The organism is Pseudomonas sp. ZS1P83 (assembly GCF_054897825.1).
Genome location: NZ_CM142706.1, coordinates 2,392,257 through 2,414,211, shown reverse-complemented (window position 1 = coordinate 2,414,211; position 21,955 = coordinate 2,392,257). Strand labels below are relative to the sequence as shown.

Sequence of the window (21,955 nt, the reverse complement as noted above, 5' to 3'; positions counted from 1 at the left end):
AGCCTTATCCGCTTATAAAGAATGATCCTGGTTTGAACAGTGACAAGTGTCGAGGCTTTTGCGGGCTTCAACACTTGTCATGACTCACCCGCGACATGTGTCGTCATGCCTAAGCCTAATCGAGGTCTCAAGGTGCGCACCCATGGTTGGGGGCATCCTTTCAAAAAGCAGAATTTGCCCCCGATAACTCCACCAAAGACGATGGAGTAGAGCGGGTGTTGACCGGCGGCAGTGGATTTTGGGTTGTCACTGACCCAGCTCACGCGGCCTTAAAGAGAGATACGCCATCCCCTTTAAAGACTCTCGGGGTCGCCAAAAAACATCTGAATCCGCGACCTTAACCACCGTTCACCCGGATCATTGTCCTGCGACCCACGCCAGGCCATGTGCAGCTCGAAGCTGCGCGTCGGCAACGGTGGATCTTCAGCCCGCACACCGCCGGCCGCCGTCAACGCTTCAGCCGTGTAATCAGGCACCGTCGCGACAATATCGGTTCCGCTGATGAGCGTGCTGAGCCCATTGAACTGCGGCACCGCGAGCACCACATGTCGTTTGCGCCCGAGCTTTTGCAGCTCTTCATCTATAAAGCCGCTCAAGTCGCCCGCGAAGGACACCAGCGCATGAGGCCGCGCGCAGAAATCATCCAGGCTCAACGGCCCTGGTACCGTGTCGGCCCGCAACAGCTTCGGCATGCTACGGCGCAGCACTTTGCGTTTGGCGTTGGCCGGCAAGTCGGCGGTGTAGCTGACGCCGATGGAAATCTCGCCCGAGGCCAGCAGGCTCGGCATCAGGATGTAGTTGGCCCGACGCACTACCAGCACGATCCCCGGTGATTCGGCTCGCAGACGCTTGAGCAGCATCGGCAGCAGGGCGAATTCGACATCGTCCGATAGACCGATGCGAAACACCGCCGTGCTGGTGGCGGGGTCAAATTCCGCTGCACGACTTACCGCGGTGGAAATCGAATCCAGTGCAGGCGAGAGCAGGGCGAAGATTTCCACCGCCCGGGCGGAGGGTTCCATGCTGCGACCGGTACGCACGAACAACGGATCATCGAACAAGCCGCGCAGGCGCGAGAGTGCCGCACTGATGGCCGGCTGGCCGAGGAACAATTTCTCCGCAGCGCGGGTCACACTGCGTTCGTGCATCAATGTTTCGAAAACGATTAACAGGTTCAGGTCGACACGACGCAGGTCATTACGATTCATCTGGAGTCCTGGCAGAGTCATCAAGCTTGACGAGAGCGGCCATATGGGAACAATGGCCGGCATGAATATTAAGGGGAAAGGCTGCTACTCTGCACCGAGTAATTCAGTTTTCCTGAAAAGGCTGCTTCGGTTTTCACGGCATTTGAGGATGTCGCCGGCGCTGCGGAATCAATGACAGGCATGTCGACTATTAATAGCCACTGATAGTCTTGGGTAGAAAGCCCAGATAGAGTTCAGGGCATTAGAGGTTTCTTTGACGAGGTTTGCGATGTCCCGCACGATCCGTTTTCACAAGTTTGGTCCAGCCGAGGTGCTCAAATGCGAAGAGCATGCGGCCGCTCTCCCTGCGCCGGGCGAAGTGCAGGTGCGCGTCGAGGCGATTGGCATCAGTTGGTACGACATTCTCTGGCGCCAGAACCTGGCCTCGTCCCACGCTCGACTGCCTTCAGGCCTTGGCCATGAAATGTCCGGCGTCGTCACGGCGGTCGGCGAGGGCGTCGATGATCTGGCGGTCGGCGACAAGGTTGCCAGCTTTCCGGCTGAAAGCCCGAACGACTATCCGGTCTACGGTGAGCAGATTGTTCTGCCGCGCTCGGCACTCACCCGTTACCCGGACGTGCTCAGCCCGATCGAAGCGGCCGTGCATTACACGCCGCTGTTGATCGCCTATTTCGCTTATGTCGATCTGGCACGTGTCAAACCGGGGCAATTCGCCCTGGTGACCGACGCCAGTCACTGTGCCGGTCCGTCCTTCGTCCAACTGGGCAAGGCGCTGGGCATTCGGGTGATTGCCGCCACCAAAACCGCGGAAGAACGTGAATACCTGCTGTCCCTCGGCGCCGAGAAAGTCATCGTCACCGAAGAACAGGACCTGCTGATGCAGATCAACAAGATCACCGACAATCGCGGCGTGGACGTGGTGTTCGATGGACTCGGCGGTCCACAGATGTCGTTGCTTGGCGATGTGCTTGCACCTCGCGGTAGTCTGGTGCTGTACGGCCTGCAAGGTGGCAACCAGACGCCATTCCCGGCCTGCGCAGCGTTCCAGAAAAATATTCAGTTTTTTGTGCACTGCATCGGCAACTTCACCGGCAAGCCGGAGCTGGGCATCATCCAGGACCAGGTCGCACTGCAACGTGCCTTGCGCGACATCAACCAGCTGACCGCCGACCGCGTGCTGCTACCGCTCAAGACTCGGGTCTTCCCGTTTGCGGAGTTTGTCGAAGCTCACCGCTACATGGACGAATGCCCATGCCGCGAACGGGTCGCCCTCCAGGTCTAACCTGCATAAGCCCTTTAGATAAGCCCCTCTGCAAGAGTCCGTGCCCCACGGACTCTTTTGCATGCGTCATCTGCCATAAATGAGACCTTCCATTGACCGGTCAATGGGGCAGTTCAGCAACTGAACTGGTTTTTGCTCTCAATCTGTATCTTCTAATCATCATATAAGCCTTGATAATTGAATGATTACTTTCATCTCAAGGAATGAGTCATGACTGGGTATCTGGTTGATACTTTTCAATACACACTGTTAATACATATCCGACAAATAGTGCATCGTTGCGCAGTTGCCGACAAAACATGGGCGACTTCTTTCTTTATTTCTTGTGCTAAATGTCTGTGGGACGCTGTCGGACATTTCCTAGGATGTTGCGCGCAGCCGCAAGAAGCTGACTCTGCACGGCCTCGCGGCAACCTGTCTCTGGCCGGAGCAGGGGTGGCGCTCAAACATTTCAAATAATTACCAAAAACTTAAGTGTTAGCATTTGGCAATAGCGCCCAGTACTTCAATCGTGGCAGACACCCCATTGCGCAGTGCATGCCGTTGTTAGTGCGATATCGAACTTACAAGCATCAGGTAAATAAAGATGACCAATATCCATGATCAAGCGATGAACTATGTCTATCAGCAAGTGCTGCAGCGATTGTTGAGTTTCTTCTCTCGCGCCGAACGCACGGCATTGCAGCTTATGATTCAGCGCTTGGTGGTAGCCGCCGGGGGCATGGAGCGTATTGGCGAGTACAAGGTTCTGGCGATTCAGTCCGGGTCCCGCGACAGTTGCTACACCTTGGCGCTGCTGCGCGCCGCACAACTGAGCATCGCCGGCCGGGCGCCTGCGACGTTCCGGTTGCGAGTGGCTTCCTTGCGTTTGAATGGCACAAGCTCTACGGTCCTGGAACATATCCATCGCAGCTACAGTGCCTTGTTCCTCTACGACGATCCTCGGGTCGAAGTGTTGATGGTCGATAACCGGGAAGTCCTGCCGTTCAACCACCTGGCAACGATCTCTGAAGCCGGCCGCGAGTCGAATCGACTCAATCTATTGATGGTTGGTCATCGCCGCGCCTGGAATGGGCCGCTTGATCTGTGGGACGACGGGTACCTGGCCACCGGCGAGTTCTATGGGCAAATCGCTCGTTGGAACAGCGGTGTCGATGCATTGGTCAGTAGCGATACACCTCGCCAGCAGAAACAGTTTCTCGACGGATTGAAACGTGCCGCCGCCAAAGCCGGGCTCAAGGCCTCGAATCATCACGAAAGCGGTTACGAGGAGCTATTCGCGCTGCTCGATGAGTTGGGCAGCGACTGCTACCGCGCTTTTAATGCTGGGCATGACCAGGCAGTGTGGCGTCCGGCCGAACAATTTGAGGCGTGTCGCCGCGCCACCTACATCGACATTCACGACATGCTGGTCAGCAACCTCGAAGATCGCTGGCCACTGCTCACCGAGTTTCTTGGTTTTCAATCTGATGAGCCGGCGACACAGCTCAGCGACAACGAATACGTCAGCTTTTCTATCTGCGCACACGTTCGGGGCTTGCAGTCGTGCTTCGTGCACGGCAGGAGCTACGAGACGGGTGTCGCTGAATACCTCCAACGGGCATTGGTGATGATGCGTCGCAAAAGATTGGCTGAACGTTTGTGCGAACAAGCGGTGGAGGCGTTTGGCAACCCGGCAACGTGGGCCGAGCAGCGAGTTCTGGCAGCGGCCGAGGCGCAAAAAGACCTTGGCCTGAGCGAGGCGCAACTGGTGTGCCTGCTCTATTCACCGTTTGTCGAGAATGGTGCGGCGCTTGAGCGTTTTCTGCGTCAGTGCCACCCCGGCATGCTCGTGGCAATGCCTGATTTGCACCGGGCAATGCAGGGCAATCCGGTGCCGGAGCAGGTTCTGCAATGGATGACCGACGTCAGTGGGTTGCCTGTCACCCTGATCGGTAGGCTCTACCGCATGGGGCCGGTGTCTGTGGGTGAGGGTAGGGCAGGCGTCCCGGAAATTGTCGGCGCAGGTTTTCAAGCCGAAGCAGCCGACTATGACGACGACACGGCTGTGGCAGATGAATGGTCAGCGGGGCGCTGAATGTGCCTGGTTTGACGGACTTATTGACGATGCATGGTCACGTTTACATGGCATTCGGCCCTTGCCCATGAAAGGGCCACGAGAAACCGACTTCGCGTATCAGGCGGTGTACCGATATCTGACCAATCTGATCAATGAGCCGGTGGGTGACACGCGCATCCGTCTGCCTTCGTTACGACAGTTGGCGGACCGTCTGAGTGTATCGATCTCGACCATTCAGTACGCTTATTCGCTGCTGGAGAAGGAAGGGCGCGTTTATTCGGTCGCCAAGTCCGGCTATTACGCGTTACCGGTGTCCTCCATCAGCGCACTCAGCAGCGGCAACGACCTGCTCGAAACCGTGTATGTCAACGCCAGACGCCCAGGAATGCTGGTCTTGAGCGCCGATGAGCCGGCGCTGTTACAGCCGCTCGACAGCCCGCTGTTACTGCTGGAGCGAGAACTGCTGCGCCAGTATCCGCGCCAGCCGCAACCGTCATCGCAACCGTGTGGCGAGCTGGAGCTGCGCATCGCCCTGGCGGCGCGCTACACCACCTCGCCGCAGCGCTGCTGGCACGCTGACGATGTCTATATTGGCGCCGACCTGCGCGGTGTGCTGGAAATACTGATCGCGGTGCTGAGTCTCAAGGACGCCACGGTGCTGGTCGAGTCGCCGTGCGACTGGGCGATTCTGCGATTGCTCCAGGCGGCGCAGGTGCGAGTGATTGAGCTGGCGGTGCAATCCAACGGCGGCCTGGACGTCGAGTGGCTCAAGGAGTTACTGGAGACCGAGCCGGTGCGGCTGGTGATGGTTTCATCCGGGCTGAACATGCCGCGAGGCAGCCTGGCACCCGAGGCCAACCGACAAGCTGTTGCGCAAGTGCTGGAGCGACATGGCAGCTGGGTGTTGGAAAACGACTGCTACGGCGAACTCGGATTCGAACCGGACAACCAGCGGTTTCGCGACCTGCTGGACCCCGATCGGCTGATCGTGTTTTCCACGTTCGAGAAAATCATCGGGCCTGAGGCGCCATTCGGCTATCTGCTTTCGCGGCATTTCAGCGCTGAACTGCAACGGCACTTTCTACTGCGTTCGTTTCGCCTGTCACCGATTCGCCAGAAAGCCATCGCTCGCTTGTACAGCAACGGACGTGTCGATCAGCACCTTCTGGTATTACGGCGGATGCTCAAGGATCGCAAGGTGCAGATGACTCTGCTGTTGCAGGAGCGTCTAGGCGATGCCTTGCGCTTCGTCGAGCCTCAGGGCGGTGCAACCATCTGGGTCCGTTCGCTGCGTCGGGTCGATGTACGGCGGGTGTTCCAGCGCCTGCTCAAGCACCAGGTGGTGATCGCACCGGGAGAGCTGTTCAGTCTCCAGGGTTTGCACGCGCAACACTTGCGCCTCAGTCACACCTTCGGCGGCAACCACGACCTGGCCGCGGCGCTGAGTCTGTTAGGGGATGCCTTGCGCCTAGAGTCGATTGATTGAACGGGGCTCCCAAACATCCTTGGCACTGGTGGATCGATCCCATCGCGTTGCGGTCAAACTGCCAGTAAACTGCGTCCTATTCCTGAACCACTCTCTTTCAGAGGTTTTGCATGACACTCAGTCCTTTTGCGGGCAAACCGGCACCGGTAGAACTGTTAGTCGACATCCCGCGACTGGTAACGGCCTATTACACCGGCCAGCCCGATGCCGCCATCTCGACCCAGCGCGTAGCCTTTGGCACGTCCGGGCACCGAGGCAGCTCGTTCGACTTGAGTTTCAATGAATGGCACGTTCTGGCGATCAGCCAGGCGATCTGCCTGTACCGCGAAGCCCAAGGCATTGACGGCCCGCTGTTCGTCGGCATCGACACCCACGCGCTGTCCACCCCAGCCGGCGCCAGCGCCCTTGAAGTGCTGGCCGCCAACGGCGTGACGGTGATGATCGCCGAAGGTGACGAATACACCCCGACACCGGCCATTTCCCACGCGATTCTCTGCTACAACCGCGGACGCACTTCGGGCCTGGCGGACGGCATCGTCATCACGCCGTCGCACAATCCGCCGCAAAGCGGGGGCTACAAATACAACCCTACCAACGGTGGTCCGGCCGATACTCACATCACCAAGTGGATCGAAGCCAAGGCCAACGAGCTGCTCGGCAACAAGCTCGCCGGCGTCAAGCGCATCAGCTATGAGCAGGCGCTGAAGGCCAGCACGACCCATCGTCACGATTACCTCAATAACTATGTCGCCGACCTGATCAACGTGATCGACTTCGACGCTATCCGCGATGCCAAGCTGCATCTGGGTGTCGATCCGCTGGGCGGAGCAGGCGTGCGCTACTGGTCAGCGATCGCCGAGCATTACCGACTGGATCTGGAAGTGGTCAACAAACAGGTCGATCCGACCTTCCGCTTCATGACGGTCGACTGGGACGGCCAAATCCGCATGGACCCATCGTCCAGCCACGCGATGCAGGGCCTGATCGGTCTGAAAGAGCGTTTCGACGTAGCGTTTGCCTGCGACCCGGACCACGATCGCCATGGCATTGTGACGCCGTCCGGTGGATTGCTCGCGCCGAACAGCTACCTTGCAGTATCGATCGACTACCTGTTCCAGAACCGTCCGCAGTGGCGCGCCGATGCCGCCGTGGGTAAAACCGTGGTCAGTAGTGGCTTGATTGATCGGGTTGCCAAGCGTCTGGGGCGTCGTCTGTACGAAGTGCCGGTCGGCTTCAAGTGGTTTGCCGATGGCCTGTTCGACGGCTCTCTGGGTTTTGGCGGCGAAGAAAGTGCCGGCGCTTCGTTCCTGCGCAAGGATGGCGGCGTCTGGTGCACCGACAAGGACGGCTTGATCCCGGCACTGCTGGCAGCAGAAATGACCGCCCGCACCGGCCGTGACCCAAGTCAGGCCTATCGCGCCTTGACCGATGAACTGGGCGAACCGTTCTCGGTACGGGTCGATGCCAAGGCCAATCCGGAGCAGAAGGCACTGCTGAGCAAGTTGTCGCCCGACCAGGTCACTTCGACCCAACTGGCGGGCGAAGCGATCCAGAGCATCCTCAGCCACGCACCGGGCAACGACCAGGCGATCGGGGGGCTGAAAGTCATGACCGAGAACGGCTGGTTCGCGGCGCGTCCGTCGGGCACTGAAGACATCTACAAGATCTACGCTGAAAGCTTCGTCAGTGACGACCACCTCAAGCAATTGGTGGCAGAAGCGCAAACACTGGTCGATGGTGCAATTGCTGCGAAGTGATTGAGTGCAGCAGAAAGTAAAAAGGGGCGACCATGACGGTCGCCCCTTTTTTTATCCCGCGTTTACACGATCAGGCCAAGTCCACCAGAACAATTTCACTGTCCTCGATGGCGGTCACCCGCAACACCTGCTCACCGGCAACGGCGATACCGTCTCGAGCTTGTGCACGCAAGCCATTGACTTCAATGACGCCGGTGGCCGGAACCAAGTAAGCGCGACGGCCATTGTCCAGGCGATACTCGGCGGATTCGCCGGCCTTCAGGTTCGCCGCCACCAATCGCGCATCGGCTCGAATCCGCAGGCTTTGATCGTCGCCGGCTTTGCCGCTGGCAAGGGTCACGAAGCCTTCGCGCTGGCCTTTGGGAAAAGGCTTGGCGCCCCAGGACGGTGCCAAACCGGATTCGTTCGGGATGATCCATATCTGGAAGATCCTGGTCTCGGTCGCTTCCAGGTTGTATTCACTGTGGGCGATCCCGGTGCCGGCGCTCATGACCTGAACGTCGCCTGCTTCGGTGCGGCCCATGTTGCCCAGGTTATCTTCGTGAGTGATTGCGCCCTCACGCACATAAGTGATGATCTCCATGTCCCGGTGCGGGTGTTTCGGGAAACCTGTGCCAGAGGCAATCACGTCGTCGTTCCACACCCGCAGGTTGCCCCAGCTCATGCGTTTGGGGTCATGGTACTCGGCGAACGAAAAGTGGTGATGAGCATCCAACCAGCCATGGTGGGCGCCGCCCAGGGAGTTGAAAGGTCTGAGTTCAAGCATGATCGTCTCCTGAAAAGGTTCGTCATGGGGCAGAACGCCTTAGCCACGAAACGCGAACCGGTGGTTGATGGCGAGCATCATCTATCAGGTACCAATCGATAAAAAGCGTAAAAAACGCCTCAATACAATCGAATAAACTGATATCAACTAACCTCGAAAGACTCTCACCCAACCTTCACTTCATCGCTTAAGCCAATGACCTGTAAGCATTTCACTAGAACTGAACGGCAAATGCAGACACCATGGCCGCGACAGCCTCACACCCTGGAGTCAGCCCGCGTGCCGCAACACACCCCCGATCTTCCTCCTGAACTTCGTCCTTTGGCCGATATGCCACTGCTCAAGCGACTGGCCGCCCGCTTTTTTGGCCACGGCCTGACGCGGTTGCGCGCACAACACCGCGCGTCCTGGCTGCACGGCCAGGCGGATGGCTTTCGCAGTGGTCACAGCGCCGGAGTGGATTACGGCTATAAAGAAGGCAAGCTCGAAGGGTTGGAAGAAGGCCGGCAGGTGTTGCTGATCCGCGACTCGCGCTCCACCGAGCACCGGCCGCCCACCGTTGATGACCATCTGTTCGACGATTGGCGTCTGCCGTTGAGCGCTGAGTTGAAGAAGCGCATGAAGACTGATGTCGCTCAACTGCTGCCTCCGCACGCCCAGCCCAGTGTCGCGCAGTGGAAGATGATCTTCAGCGACACGCCCTCGACTTCGGTGATTGCCGGCGCGGGTGCGGGCAAGTCGACCACGTTGGTGTTGCGGATTTTGCTGCTGACCCATTATCTGGGGTTCGAGCTGAGTTCGATGACTGTGGTGACCTTCACCCGCGAATCGCGCAAAGACTTCATCAATAAACTGATCGAGCTGTTTGCAATCTGGGGCCGGACGCTCAGTTTCAAAGAGGCACGCGATCTGGTGCGTACCTTTCATTCGCGAATCCTGCCGATGGTTCGAAGCCTGCCGGGCTTCGAGCGACTGCAAGCTTTCGAAAACCTCAGTCACCGTCCGCAGAACGGCGATGAGGAGGTTGACAGCAATCCCTTCGACTTGCGCATCAACGACGCCCAGCGCCAACAACTCAATGCTTGCTATCACAGCCTGCACACTCGCAATGAGCGCTTCCGCGAATTGATCAAGCCATTGTCCCGTCATGCGCTACAGCTCAAGGAGTTGGAGCGTGAACACCCTGACGTGCAGAAACGCATGGCCGTGACCGAACTGGCCGCCAAGCGTGATGAAGAGCTCTGCGATGCTATCGAAGATCTGTGGTTTCGCGCGGGGGCCTGGCCGATCAAAGGCATCGAGCCGAATCGCCAGACGTTCGATATCAACGGCTCACCGTTTCATTGTCATGGCTATATTCCGAGCCTCGACGCTTGGGTAGTGCTGGGATTCGATCCTAGGGAAAATCCGCAGGTCAGCCGTCCGAATGCCAAACTGACAGTCCGGGCAGAATGGGCGGTAAAGCGCACCCTGTTTCAAGCATTCTGTCGTAAGCCTTTGATATGGTTAGATAGTTACGAATATTCAAAGCGTGTACTGGCTTCTCTTGGCGGTGATGCCAGTGCTGGCCCGGGTTTCGATTACAAGGTCAAGGGCGAACTCGGTTCTGCGCCGTTGCTGGACTGTTTTGTCGCTGCGGCGGGGTTTATCGAGAACCTCGGCCTGGATGTGCCCAATGCCGTGGGTCAGATGAGTTTTGCCAAGGACGACCCGGATCGGTTTTTCTTCGAAGCCTTGAGTCTGTACTGGCGAGCACTGGAAGATCATCTGCTCGATCAGAAGCCACCGGTAATGACCTACAACCGGATGTTCGCCTTGTTCAGCGAGCATTCTCCGGAAAATCTGAAGCTGCTGAGCGATGAGTTGCTCAGGCCAATGTCGCACTTGATGATCGACGAATTTCAGGACGTATCACCGCAGATCGTTTCCTGGATCCGCTCGAGCCTCACGGAAATCCGCAGTCGCGGGCCGGCCATGCACGTGGGGCGCGGCGCACAACGTTCGTCATTGCTCTGTGTGGGCGATGACTGGCAGTCCATCTATGGCTGGCGGGGCAGTTCGCCGACGTATTTCATGGAATTCAACAAGGAATTCCCTTCACCGAGCACGACCAAAGTCATGCTCAGTGACAACTACCGCAGTCACCAGCACATCATCGATGCCGCCGAACATATCGTTCGTGCGGCACCAGCGATCGCTGGCAAGAAGGCCAGGGCCAACGGCGAGTCGAAGGCGTTGCTGCCGGTGAACGTTCTCGATCGCGACGATCAAGGTATGGCTCAGCGCCTGATGGAGCACTACAGGGAGGGCGATTCAATCTTGATGCTTTATCGAAAAAGTAGCGATAAGTCATTGATAGAAGAACATATTAAGTCTGTAGTTAATGTTGATTCTAGCTTGCCATACGAAGCGCGACGGCTGAAGCAACTGACTTATCACAGCGCCAAGGGGCTTCAGGCTGACGCCGTGTTCCTGCTGGGTGATTGTCAGCACCTGACCAGCTCACCTTACAAGAACCAGGTCTACCGCATGGCAGGTCTGGGCAGGTCTGGCGACAACGAAGCGTACGACAGCGCACAGAAAGACGAGATCCTGCGACTGGCTTACGTGGGCATCACGCGGGCGGTGAGTCATTGCTATTGGTATGTCGATGGGCAAGACACCCAGGCGGCCAACCTGCCTAAAGCTTCCGATCGGATTGGCAAGGGCAAGGCGTTCTTTGCCGATCACCGACAGGGCAAGCCATTGGCGTGAGCCGTAAAATCTTGCGCCACAAAAAAGCCCACTTAACGTGGGCTTGTTGTTGAGTGTTCTGCCTTCAGGCATAGCTCCTGAGGGCGACTGGCGGAATGAAAGCCTCAAGCTCATCTTCCACTGCTTCGATTATTCGTTCTACATCCGCAGCATTCATGACCGTCGCGCAAGGAATACCCGCGATGGCGATCATGGTCTCGCCACTGGCACGGTCAAATAGACGGGCAATCATGCTGCCCGGCGCGTCCATGCTCGCCTCGAAACCCATGGGATGAAAATGCCAGCGCATCAGCTGGCAGGCGTTTGGAAAGGTGACTTTACTGAACCCTTTGTTCATGTGTTGCCCGCCTTATTCATCGAGCGCTTCCTTTAGCTCATGTTAGGAGGGAAGAGCCTTCAATGGCTCAACCGGTGACTGCCTTTAAAAGTAGCATCCAGATGTGAAATTAATGTGGATTTTTCAGTCCGTTTAGCGATTGGTTCAGTTTTTTTGATGCAGGTCACGAGGACGGTGGGTTTCCGGCAGTTGGCTACCACTGGTTGGCCATTCATTGGCCATTGAAGCTGTCGCAAAACTTCGGCAAGCTCGGCTTTTTTCTCGTCGAGTCCTTTATGCATGTCGGTGATGATGGTCCGCTGCAAACCCAGGCCACGGGCGACACAGTGATGCGCTATCACTTGCGTTGGAAACACCGGGATCTGGACGGGGTCATGGCGCTCTATCACCCAGAGATTCAGTACAGCGATTTTTTCCAGAACCGTGTGATGGGCCTGTCTGAGTTACGTGAGTACGTGCGCAGCAGCATGCCCCGAGATCCCGATGAAGCCCTGGAGCATTCGGACCGTATTCGTTTGGACGGCAACACGGCGTTCATTCAGTACCGCATCACCCTTCGCGGCGGTGAAGGGCTGGTGTCGTTTCGGGCCAGCGAGGCGATTACCGTCCGTGACGGACTGATCTGGCGGGTCAACGAGTACGCCTCGCTGGTGCATGAGCAGCCCGTCAGCAAGGCCGCCAGCAACCAACGCCCGGCGGTCAGTCGGCTCGGGCTGTCTGCGCGCCAGTTGAGTTTCATGGCTGAAGACTTACAGCAGTATTTTCAGCGCCAGCAGCCGTATCTCGATCCCGAACTTGACCTGCAACGGGTGGCGAAGGAGTGCGGGTACAGCCGCAATCAGATTTCCTATCTGCTGAATCAGGTGCTTGGCCAGAGCTTTTATCGATACGTCAACCAGGCGCGTCTGCAGCATTTGCTCGCGGCACTGGATATCGCCACGCTGCCGCTGCGTATCGACGAACTGGCGTTTGCCGCCGGGTTCAATTCGCTGTCGGCGTTCTATAGCTGCTTTCGTCAGCACACCGGCCAGTCGCCCAAGGCCTACGTAAAACAAATTTCTTTGCGTGCACGCGCGCAAGACAACCTCTAAGTCCACGCACTAGGATCGACGTCATCGAAGTTTGAGTGGCGGAGTCTTGCATGCCGGCGTGGCGCACTATCAGTTTGTGGATGGATCAACTCGACGAGCCATTATTGGCGCGTCCCTCGCTGGAACAGGATCTGGACGTCGACGTCGCCATCATTGGCGCGGGGTACACCGGGCTCTGGACCGCCTACTACCTCAAGCGCCTGGCGCCTGACCTGAGCATCGCCATCGTTGAAGCGCAAACCGCCGGTTTTGGCGCCTCGGGGCGTAACGGCGGCTGGTTGATGGGCAATGTGCTGGGCGAAGATCGCTTGCTCGCCGACCTGCCGCCCGAACAGCGCCGGGCTTCTTTCGATTTGCTGCACGGCATCCCGGACGAAGTCGGGACAGTCCTCGAACGTGAAGGTATTGACTGTGATTACCGCAAAGGCGGGGCGCTGTATTGCGCCGCACGCTATCCGGAGCAGGAAGCCAGTCTTCGGCACTATCTCGACAAGCTCTACCGCCAGGGATTGACCGAAAGCGATTACCGCTGGCTTAGCCCCGAGCAGTTGGCGCAACAGATCAGAGTCGCCAAACCTTATGGCGGTATCTATGCACCGCACGTCGCGACCATTCACCCGGCAAAGTTGGTGCGGGGTCTGGCTCGGGCGGTGGAGAAAATGGGTGTCAGGATTTACGAGAACAGCCCGGCCACCCAATGGCAATCGGGTGGCCTGCGCACGGCGAAAGCCTCGGTTCGCAGTCGCTGGATCGTACCGGCGGTAGAAGGTTACTCGGTCACCTTGCCACCTTTGGGACGTTATCAGTTGCCGGTGCAAAGCTTGATAGTGGCCACCGAGCCGCTATCCGCTGCCACGTGGGATGAAATCGGCCTGAGTCGCGGCCAGGCCTTCAGCGAAAGCAGTCGCCAAGTCACTTACGGTCAGCGTACGGCTGACAACCGTTTGGTGTTCGGTGCCCGGGGCGGTTATCAGTTCGCTGGCAAGTTACGCCATGACTTTGACCTGACCACCAGCGAAGTGGAGCTGCGGCGCTATCTGTTCGGCGAACTCTTCCCGCGACTCAAGAACGTGCGGATCACCCATGCCTGGGGCGGCAATCTGGGGATGTCCCGGCGTTTCAAGCCGCACATGCTTTGCGATCAAGCGAGCGGCATTGCGATTTCCGGCGGCTATGGCGGAGAGGGCGTCGGTGCCAGCAACCTGGGCGGCCGGACCCTGGCGGATCTGATTCTGCAGCGTGACACCGAGCTGGTTCGCCAGCCGTGGGTCATCCGGGGTGGTCTCGACGCGCTCAGGGCGTGGGAACCGGAGCCCTGTCGCTGGCTCGGTTACAACGCGATCATCCGCAGCTTCGTCCACGAAGACCAGACCCTGGCCAACCCGGCCACCGCACCCTGGCGTCGCAAACTGGCCAGCGGTCTTGCCGGCTTCATGGAAGGTTTCATGCAGTAAACGGCGCGCTCTTCATCTATAGGCTCAATCGACAGGTACCCCCATGAGCATCACGCAATTCAAGAACACCGCCACCCTGAAGCTGGAAGCGTCGAACCCGGTCGCCGTCCCGCTGGGCACGCCCGTGGCGGTGGCCTCGACCACCAGCGTTGAGCGCGACGATGGCGTCGAAACCGGCGTTTGGGAATGCACACCCGGGCGCTGGCGGCGACAGATCGTCGCCCAGGAGTTCTGTCACTTCATCCAGGGACGCTGCACCTTTACCCCGGATGACGGTGAAACGCTGCACATAGAAGCCGGCGATGCACTGATGTTGCCAGCCAACAGCCTCGGCATCTGGGATATCCAGGAAACCGTACGCAAGACCTACGTTTTGATTTTTTGATCCTCTGATTGCCTGCCAGCTCTCCAATAAAAAGAATACAAACCAAACAGGAATCGACTCATGATCCGAAAGACACTGACTCTGGCTCCACTGGCGCTCCTCGCGTCCCTCAGCCACGCGACCGAGACCGTCAAGATCTACAACTGGTCGGACTACATCGACCCGAACACCACCAAAAACTTCCAGAAAGAAACCGGCATCGCGTTCAGCTACGACGTCTTCGACAGCAACGAAACCCTCGACGGCAAGTTGATGACCGGCAAATCCGGGTACGACGTGGTATTTCCGTCCAACCACTTCATGGCGCGGCAGATTCAGGGTGTGGCGCTGAAGAAACTCGACAAGAGCCAACTGCCGAACTGGAAAAACCTCAACCCGGCGCTGCTCAAAGCGTTACAGTCCAACGATCCGGGCAACGAACACGGCTTCCCGTACCTCTGGGGCAGCACTGGCATCGGTTACAACATCGCCAAGGTCAAGGCGGTGCTGGGTGACAACGCTCCGGTGGATTCCTGGGACTTGATTTTCAAACCCGAGAACATGAAAAAGCTGCAGAAGTGCGGCGTGGCCATCCTCGACAACGGCCCCGAGCTGTTGCCGGCAGCACTGAACTATCTGGGCCTGCCGCATCACAGCAAAAACCCTGAAGACTACAAAAAAGCTGAAGCGCTGCTGATGAAAGTCCGCCCGTATGTCAGCTATTTCCACTCGTCCAAGTACACCAGCGATCTGGCCAACGGCGACATCTGCGTGGCCGTCGGCTTCTCCGGTGACATTCTGCAAGCCGAAAACCGCGCGAAAGAAGCCAAGAACGGCGTCGACATCGGCTATTCGATTCCCAAGGAAGGCGCCGCCATCTGGTTCGACATGGTGGCCATGCCGGTAGACGCCCCGGACGAAAAGGCCGGCTACGCCTTCATGAACTACCTGCTGCGCCCAGACGTCATGGCCAGCATCAGCAACTACGTGCACTACGCCAACGGTAACGAACAGGCCGACAGCTTGATCGACCCGGCGATCAAGAACGACACCAAGGTTTACCCGAGCGCGGAGATGATGGGGAAATTGTTTGCGCTGGAGGCGATGCCGCTGAACATCGATCGGATTCGTACACGGGTTTGGAACAAGATCAGGACGGGGAGCTGACGAGATGGGTCGGGCGGTGCAACGGGCAAAGGCCCGACCTTTTCGTTCTGGCTAGAGCTATAGTGATAAGAAACCTGTTTTTTATACCTGTCATTTGTAACAGGTTCCCAGCGTTAAAATTTATCGTTATATAGCCGGGCAGGGAGTGCAAATCTACGCTTCCAATCGATTGAAGGAAATTTCACATGTCCGGCATCACAGAGCAGACAGGTAAAAATGCTAATACGGGAGTCATTGAGGGAACGGTGAAAAACCGTTACACCGAGACCAAATATCCGTTCAAAACCGAAGGCACCTGGCGCGATGAGCAGAACGGCACGCTCCGATTTCATGGCTACATGAAGGATCCCGAGGGTGAAAGTAAGTATATGCAGGTAAGTCTGCAGCTCAGCAAAAGTGATCAGCCTGCCGGTACCATTCCAGTGGGTGACCCAAAAATTTTGTATCTGGCCCTAATAAAACGAGAACCGAACGAGCAGGTGTTTAAGGCCATTTCGGGTGAGGTGATGCTTGAACGCCACCCCGAAAACGCCGTCAAGGGACAACTCACATTCACAACAAGCACCAGAGTGTTCATTTCCTACGATGTCGATGTGACGTTTGAATTTAAATGATCTAAATCGTGAGTCAAGGGGGCAGCCACATCGGATGCCTTCCTTCCATCTTCCTAAGTAATGGCACCTGCAATAGCATTTTTAGACTCAGCCTTGAAATTGAGACACACCTAACAAAAAAAAACTTACCTGTATTTAATATTTAAATAGCCGATTGTCAGACAAATCCCTCGAAACCCTCAACTACAAAAAATATTTCGACAGCACACGCATTGTTTCCGGGTACTTGCTCGAACAACTCAATTTGACGTCAAAAAAAATGTAGACGTTTGATTTCAAATTGTGTCAGTTTTCTTTCGCCTTCATTGGGCGAGTGATAGGACGATCTCGCCAGAGATTGTCGCTGTCTGACAAAAAACTGTTCATAGCAAAACAAGGAAGTGTGTTTATGTCGAAAGTAAAAAACAACGCTATTGACTCCGCCGAACAGGCGTTCCAGCCACTGCAAGCATTGGCGGCATCCAGTTCTGCGTTCAACCAGATCAATAGCTTCAGCCATCAATATGATCGGGGTGGCAACCTCACGGTCAATGGCAAACCCTCCTTCTCCGTCGACCAGGCAGCTACCCAATTACTGCGCGATGGCGCTGCCTACCAGGACAAGGACGGCAGCGGCAAAATTGAACTCACCTACACGTTCCTCACCTCGGCCTCGTCGAGCACCATGAACAAGCACGGGATTACCGGGTTCAGCCAGTTCAGCACCCAGCAGAAAGGCCAGGCCGTGCTGGCCATGCAATCCTGGGCCGACGTGGCCAATGTCACTTTCACCGAGAAGACCACGGGCGGCGACGGTCACATGACCTTCGGCAACTACAGCGGCGGCCAGGATGGCGCGGCGGCCTTCGCCTATCTGCCTGGCACGGGTGCGGGTTATGACGGTACTTCCTGGTACCTGACCAACAGCAGCTACACGCCAAACAAGACGCCGGACCTGAATAATTACGGCCGGCAGACCCTGACCCACGAAATCGGTCACACCCTGGGCCTTGCCCATCCTGGCGACTACAACGCCGGCGAGGGCGCTCCGACCTACAACGACGCGTCCTACGGGCAAGACACCCGCGGTTACAGCGTCATGAGCTATTGGAGTGAAAGTAATACCAATCAGAACTTCAGCAAAGGCGGCGTCGAAGCCTATTCGTCCGGTCCGCTGATGGACGATATCGCGGCCATCCAGAAGCTCTATGGCGCCAACACCACCACCCGTACCGGTGACACCACTTACGGCTTCAACTCCAACGCCGGTCGCGACTTCCTGAGCGCGTCTTCGTCGTCGGACAAGGTTGTGTTTTCGGTATGGGATGCGGGCGGTAAGGACACGCTGGACTTCTCAGGTTTTAGCCAAAACCAGAAGATCAACCTCAACGAGGCCTCGTTCTCCGACGTTGGCGGCCTGGTGGGTAACGTGTCCATCGCCAAGGGCGTCACTGTCGAGAATGCCATCGGCGGTTCGGGCAACGACCTGCTGATCGGCAACAGCGTGTCCAACGAACTGAAAGGCGGTGCCGGTAACGACATCCTCTTCGGTGCGGGCGGCGCGGACAAGCTGTGGGGCGGCGCCGGTTCGGACACCTTCGTGTTCGCGGCCAGCAGCGATTCCAAACCTGGTGCAGTTGACCAGATCCTCGACTTTGTCAGCGGCCTGGACAAGATCGACCTGACCGGCATCACCAACGGCACAGGCCTGCACTTCGTGAACTCGTTCACCGGTGCGGCAGGCGATGCAGTGTTAACCACGTCGGGCGGTAACAGCCTGTTGTCGGTGGACTTCTCCGGGCATGGCGTGGCTGATTTCCTGGTCAGCACCGTGGGCCAGGCGGCTTACTCCGACATCGCTGCGTGATGTGAGGTGAAAACGAGGGCGGCGCAGACGCGCTGCTCTCTGCCCCTTGAGATGAGTAAAGCGCCTTATGATCCATAACGGCTTCACCTGCAGAACCACCGCGTGGCTATTGGCGACGTTCATGATGTTTTTTGGAGATTTAGCCATGGCGAGCAGCCTGAAATTAGCAGACCCCTCTGAGCTGGCCGGCAAATGGCAGGCGACCCTGATCGCCAAAGAGGACTCGCCAGCGTCCCAGGCATTGCAGGACAAACCGTCAAACGTGTGCACCCTCGAACTTCAAGCGAACCAAACCCTGGGTGAGGGCGCCAAGTGCCTGAGCGCCTGGTTGGGCGAGCAAACAATCGGTTGGTTTACGGAGCCCGACGGCATCGCAATCACTGGGCCTGAAGGCTCAAAAGTGCTGTTTTTCAGTCGGCATCGTGATGGGTTTTATCAAAGCACGTTGAAATCCGGGTTGATCATTATGCTCCAGCGAGAAGTGCATTAAGTCCAACGCCTGCCAATAGCGTTATAAGCCGCAGATCAATAATCGAAGCGCTTGGTCGACGACAAAGAGTTGTTATTGAAGTGTAAGCGGTACTTGCAAAAAAAAGATTAAACAGACCTCGCCAGGTATGGCGAGGGATAACACCTCAGGAAGAACCCATGAAGATGGCAAAGAGCCCGGCCACTGCACCTTTAATCAAGGCCCTGGGCGACTATAAGAGCATCCTGATCAGCGTCGGTTGTTTTACCGCATTGATTAACGTGCTGATGCTGGTTCCGTCGATTTATATGCTCCAGGTCTATGACCGCGTATTGTCGTCGCAAAACGAAACAACGCTGGCCATGTTGTCATTAATGGTGGTCGGGTTCTTTGCCTTCATTGGCTTGCTGGAGATTGTTCGCAGTTTCATTGTCATCCGCATCGGCAGCCAACTGGAGCGACGCTTCAATTTGCGGGTCTATCAGGCGGCGTTCGAGCGCAACCTGTTCAAAGGCGAAGGCAACGCCGGACAGTCGTTGGGGGACCTGACCCATATTCGCCAGTTCGTCACCGGTCCGGCTTTGTTTGCCTTCTTCGACGCGCCGTGGTTCCCGGTCTATCTGTTCGTGATCTACCTCTTCAATGTCTGGCTCGGAGTGTTTGCGACGGTGGGCGCGGTGCTGTTGATTGGCCTTGCTTGCCTCAACGAGACAATGACCAAAAAGCCCTTGGGCGAAGCGGCAGGGTTTTCCCAGAAATCCAGCCAACTGGCCACCAGTCACCTGCACAACGCCGAAACCATTCAAGCCATGGGTATGCTCGGGGCGTTGCGTAAACGTTGGTTTCAGGTTCATTCACGCTTCCTCGGCCTGCAGAACCAGGCCAGCGACACCGGTGCCGTCATAAGCTCCCTGAGCAAAACCCTGCGCCTGTGCCTGCAATCGCTGGTGCTGGGTCTTGGCGCATTGCTGGTGATCAAGGGCGATATGACGGCCGGGATGATGATCGCCGGTTCCATCCTGATGGGTCGGGTCCTGAGCCCCATCGATCAGTTGATTGCCGTGTGGAAACAGTGGAGCGGCGCCAAACTTGCGTACCGTCGTCTCGACGCCTTGCTGCAAGCCTTTCCACCGAGTGACGAGGCCATGGCGCTGCCGGCCCCGAAAGGCCAGATCACTTTCGAGCAAGTCAGTGCCGGCCCGCCGGGGCAACGGGCAGCGACCTTGCACCTGGTCAATTTCAACCTTGGAGCAGGTGAAGTGATGGGCGTGCTCGGCGCTTCCGGTTCCGGTAAATCGACCCTGGCCCGGGTGCTGGTTGGCGTCTGGCCAACGCTTGGCGGAACGGTGCGGCTCGACGGCGCGGACATTCATCGCTGGAACCGTGACGACCTCGGCCCCTACATCGGTTATCTGCCGCAAGACATCGAACTGTTCAGCGGCAGCATCGCCGAAAACATCGCCCGGTTTCGGGAGGCGGATCCGCAAAAAGTCGTTGAAGCCGCGCAGCAGGCCGGCGTTCACGAACTGATCCTGCGCATGCCTCAGGGCTACGACACTGTGCTCGGCGAGGACGGCAGTGGACTGTCCGGTGGCCAAAAACAGCGTGTGGCCCTGGCGCGCGCCCTGTATGGCAATCCGAGTCTGGTGGTGCTGGATGAACCCAACTCCAACCTCGACACCGTAGGCGAATCGGCACTGGCTGGCGCCATTGCGCACCTGAAAACCCGGGGCACTAGCGTGATTCTGGTCACCCATCGATCTTCGGCGCTGGCCCAGGCCGACAAATTGCTGGTGCTCAGCGAAGGCCGTTTGCAGGCCTTCGGCCCGAGCCAGGACGTGCTCAAGGCACTCTCCGGCGCCCAGGAACAACATCGTGAAAAAGCAGTGCCAGCGCCGGGCGGGCTCAGTATGAGCCGGCAATATCAGGCCTCGACAGGAAATTCGGGTGTATGAGCAGGGCACAGATGAACAGTCAAAACGAAGCGACCATGGAACACGACTACATCGCTGAACGCCCTGAGCGCGACGCGGGTTTCTTCGCCCGCATGGGCTGGATACTGGCGATCGTCGGCGCCGGCAGTTTCTTCACTTGGGCCAGTCTCGCACCTCTCGACCAAGGCATTCCCGTGCAAGGCACGGTCGTGGTGTCGGGCAAGCGCAAAGCCGTGCAATCGATGAGCAATGGCGTGGTCAGCCAGATTTTGGTGCGCGAGGGCCAAGTGGTAAAGCAGGGCCAGTCGCTGTTCCGCCTTGACCAGACTCAGGTCGCGGCCGACGTGCAATCCCTGCGAGCGCAGTACCGCATGGCCTGGGCCAGTCTGGCGCGATGGCAGAGTGAACGGGACAACCTCAAGCAGGTGCGTTTCCCCGCTGAACTGAGCAACGATCCCGACCCACGCCTGGCGCTGGTCCTCGAAGGCCAACAACAGTTGTTCAGCAGTCGCCGTGAAGCGTTTTCCCGCGAACAGGCCGCCTTGCGCGCCAGCATCGAAGGCGCCAGCGCGCAACTGGCTGGCATGCGCCGCGCCCGCACTGACCTGACTGCCCAGGCCAGCTCTCTGCAACAACAGTTGAGCAACCTTCAGCCCCTGGCGGATAACGGCTTCATCCCGCGCAATCGGTTGATGGAGTACCAGCGTCAGCTGTCGCAAGTTCAGCAACAATTGGCGGAAAACGCCGGCGAAAGCGGCCGGGTAGAGCAGGGCATTCTCGAATCACGGCTGAAACTGCAGCAGCACATCGAGGAATACCAGAAAGAAGTCCGCACCCAACTGGCCGATGCGCAATTGAAAAGCGTGACGCTGGAAGAGCAACTGACCTCCGCCGGGTTCGATCTGCAACACAGCGAGATCATCGCCACGGCCGATGGCATCGCGGTCAACCTCGGGGTTCACACCGTGGGCGCGGTGGTGCGTCAGGGCGAAACCCTGCTGGAGATCGTGCCTCAGGGGACGAGTCTGGAGGTGGAAGGGCACCTGCCGATCAACCTGGTCGACAAGGTCGGGACGCACTTGCCGGTGGACATTCTGTTCACTGCGTTCAACCAGAGCCGCACGCCGCGAGTGCCCGGCGAGGTCAGCCTGATCTCCGCCGACCAGATGATCGACGAGAAAACCGGTGCGCCGTATTACGTGCTGCGCAGCAGCGTGAGCGATCAGGCCATGGAAAAACTCAACGGCCTGGTGATCAAGCCCGGCATGCCGGCAGAAATGTTCGTGCGCACGGGTGAACGTTCACTCCTCAACTATTTGTTCAAACCGCTGCTCGACCGGGCAGGCTCCGCGTTGACCGAGGAATAA

17 protein-coding genes are annotated in these 21,955 nt (G+C 57.8%); 14 read left to right on the top strand and 3 right to left on the bottom strand.

What is annotated here, in order from left to right:
- Window positions 1–293: 293 nt before the first annotated feature.
- Window positions 294–1,208 carry a LysR family transcriptional regulator gene (locus ACYZT0_RS11650; RefSeq protein WP_462045948.1) on the bottom strand — a complete coding sequence of 305 codons (915 nt, stop codon included), beginning with the start codon at window positions 1,206–1,208 and terminating at the stop codon, window positions 294–296.
- Window positions 1,209–1,476: 268 nt separating this feature from the next.
- On the opposite strand from ACYZT0_RS11650, the gene ACYZT0_RS11645 reads away from it, so the two are divergent.
- The 4 genes from ACYZT0_RS11645 (at window position 1,477) to pgm (ending at window position 7,792) form a co-directional block, all read left to right on the top strand.
- Complete coding sequence (locus ACYZT0_RS11645) at window positions 1,477–2,490, top strand: zinc-dependent alcohol dehydrogenase family protein (protein ID WP_462045947.1); 1,014 nt, start codon at window positions 1,477–1,479, stop codon at window positions 2,488–2,490.
- Window positions 2,491–3,076: 586 nt separating this feature from the next.
- Window positions 3,077–4,567, top strand: a complete 1,491-nt coding sequence (locus tag ACYZT0_RS11640; protein ID WP_462045946.1) for a hypothetical protein — start codon at window positions 3,077–3,079, stop codon at window positions 4,565–4,567.
- Between the two features lie 67 nt (window positions 4,568–4,634).
- Window positions 4,635–6,035, top strand: coding sequence for an aminotransferase-like domain-containing protein (locus ACYZT0_RS11635; protein ID WP_462045945.1), 1,401 nt, complete (start codon window positions 4,635–4,637; stop codon window positions 6,033–6,035).
- Between the two features lie 110 nt (window positions 6,036–6,145).
- Window positions 6,146–7,792 (top strand): phosphoglucomutase (alpha-D-glucose-1,6-bisphosphate-dependent), encoded by a 1,647-nt coding sequence (gene pgm, locus ACYZT0_RS11630; RefSeq protein WP_461963887.1) that lies wholly within the window; start codon window positions 6,146–6,148, stop codon window positions 7,790–7,792.
- A 70-nt stretch (window positions 7,793–7,862) separates the two neighbouring features.
- Here the strand turns inward: pgm and ACYZT0_RS11625 are convergent, their stop codons facing one another.
- Complete coding sequence (locus tag ACYZT0_RS11625) at window positions 7,863–8,558, bottom strand: pirin family protein (protein WP_462045944.1); 696 nt, start codon at window positions 8,556–8,558, stop codon at window positions 7,863–7,865.
- A 279-nt stretch (window positions 8,559–8,837) separates the two neighbouring features.
- Between ACYZT0_RS11625 and ACYZT0_RS11620 the strand changes: the two genes are divergently transcribed.
- A complete protein-coding gene (locus tag ACYZT0_RS11620; RefSeq protein WP_462046553.1) occupies window positions 8,838–11,312 on the top strand; it encodes a UvrD-helicase domain-containing protein in 2,475 nt (824 codons plus the stop codon).
- A gap of 64 nt (window positions 11,313–11,376) precedes the next feature.
- Here ACYZT0_RS11620 and ACYZT0_RS11615 read toward each other — a convergent pair whose 3' ends face one another.
- On the bottom strand, window positions 11,377–11,649 hold the full coding sequence (locus ACYZT0_RS11615; protein WP_033054957.1) for a DUF1652 domain-containing protein: 273 nt from the start codon (window positions 11,647–11,649) through the stop codon (window positions 11,377–11,379).
- Between the two features lie 275 nt (window positions 11,650–11,924).
- Between ACYZT0_RS11615 and ACYZT0_RS11610 the strand changes: the two genes are divergently transcribed.
- The 9 genes from ACYZT0_RS11610 (at window position 11,925) to ACYZT0_RS11570 (ending at window position 21,955) form a co-directional block, all read left to right on the top strand.
- Window positions 11,925–12,740, top strand: coding sequence for a helix-turn-helix transcriptional regulator (locus tag ACYZT0_RS11610; RefSeq protein WP_462045943.1), 816 nt, complete (start codon window positions 11,925–11,927; stop codon window positions 12,738–12,740).
- A 50-nt stretch (window positions 12,741–12,790) separates the two neighbouring features.
- Complete coding sequence (locus ACYZT0_RS11605; RefSeq protein WP_462045942.1) at window positions 12,791–14,194, top strand: NAD(P)/FAD-dependent oxidoreductase; 1,404 nt, start codon at window positions 12,791–12,793, stop codon at window positions 14,192–14,194.
- A 43-nt stretch (window positions 14,195–14,237) separates the two neighbouring features.
- Window positions 14,238–14,579, top strand: a complete 342-nt coding sequence (locus tag ACYZT0_RS11600) for a cupin domain-containing protein (RefSeq protein WP_462045941.1) — start codon at window positions 14,238–14,240, stop codon at window positions 14,577–14,579.
- A gap of 60 nt (window positions 14,580–14,639) precedes the next feature.
- The gene (locus tag ACYZT0_RS11595) at window positions 14,640–15,725 is read left to right on the top strand and encodes a polyamine ABC transporter substrate-binding protein (protein WP_462045940.1); all 1,086 of its coding nucleotides are present in this window, start codon (window positions 14,640–14,642) and stop codon (window positions 15,723–15,725) included.
- 185 nt (window positions 15,726–15,910) lie between these two features.
- The gene (locus ACYZT0_RS11590) at window positions 15,911–16,339 is read left to right on the top strand and encodes a hypothetical protein (protein WP_462045939.1); all 429 of its coding nucleotides are present in this window, start codon (window positions 15,911–15,913) and stop codon (window positions 16,337–16,339) included.
- Window positions 16,340–16,727: 388 nt separating this feature from the next.
- The gene (locus ACYZT0_RS11585; RefSeq protein ID WP_462045938.1) at window positions 16,728–18,185 is read left to right on the top strand and encodes a serralysin family metalloprotease; all 1,458 of its coding nucleotides are present in this window, start codon (window positions 16,728–16,730) and stop codon (window positions 18,183–18,185) included.
- Between the two features lie 67 nt (window positions 18,186–18,252).
- Window positions 18,253–18,675, top strand: coding sequence for an AprI/Inh family metalloprotease inhibitor (locus tag ACYZT0_RS11580; protein WP_462045937.1), 423 nt, complete (start codon window positions 18,253–18,255; stop codon window positions 18,673–18,675).
- A 158-nt stretch (window positions 18,676–18,833) separates the two neighbouring features.
- On the top strand, window positions 18,834–20,609 hold the full coding sequence (locus tag ACYZT0_RS11575) for a type I secretion system permease/ATPase (RefSeq protein ID WP_462045936.1): 1,776 nt from the start codon (window positions 18,834–18,836) through the stop codon (window positions 20,607–20,609).
- Between the two features lie 11 nt (window positions 20,610–20,620).
- Window positions 20,621–21,955, top strand: a complete 1,335-nt coding sequence (locus ACYZT0_RS11570; RefSeq protein WP_462045935.1) for an HlyD family type I secretion periplasmic adaptor subunit — start codon at window positions 20,621–20,623, stop codon at window positions 21,953–21,955.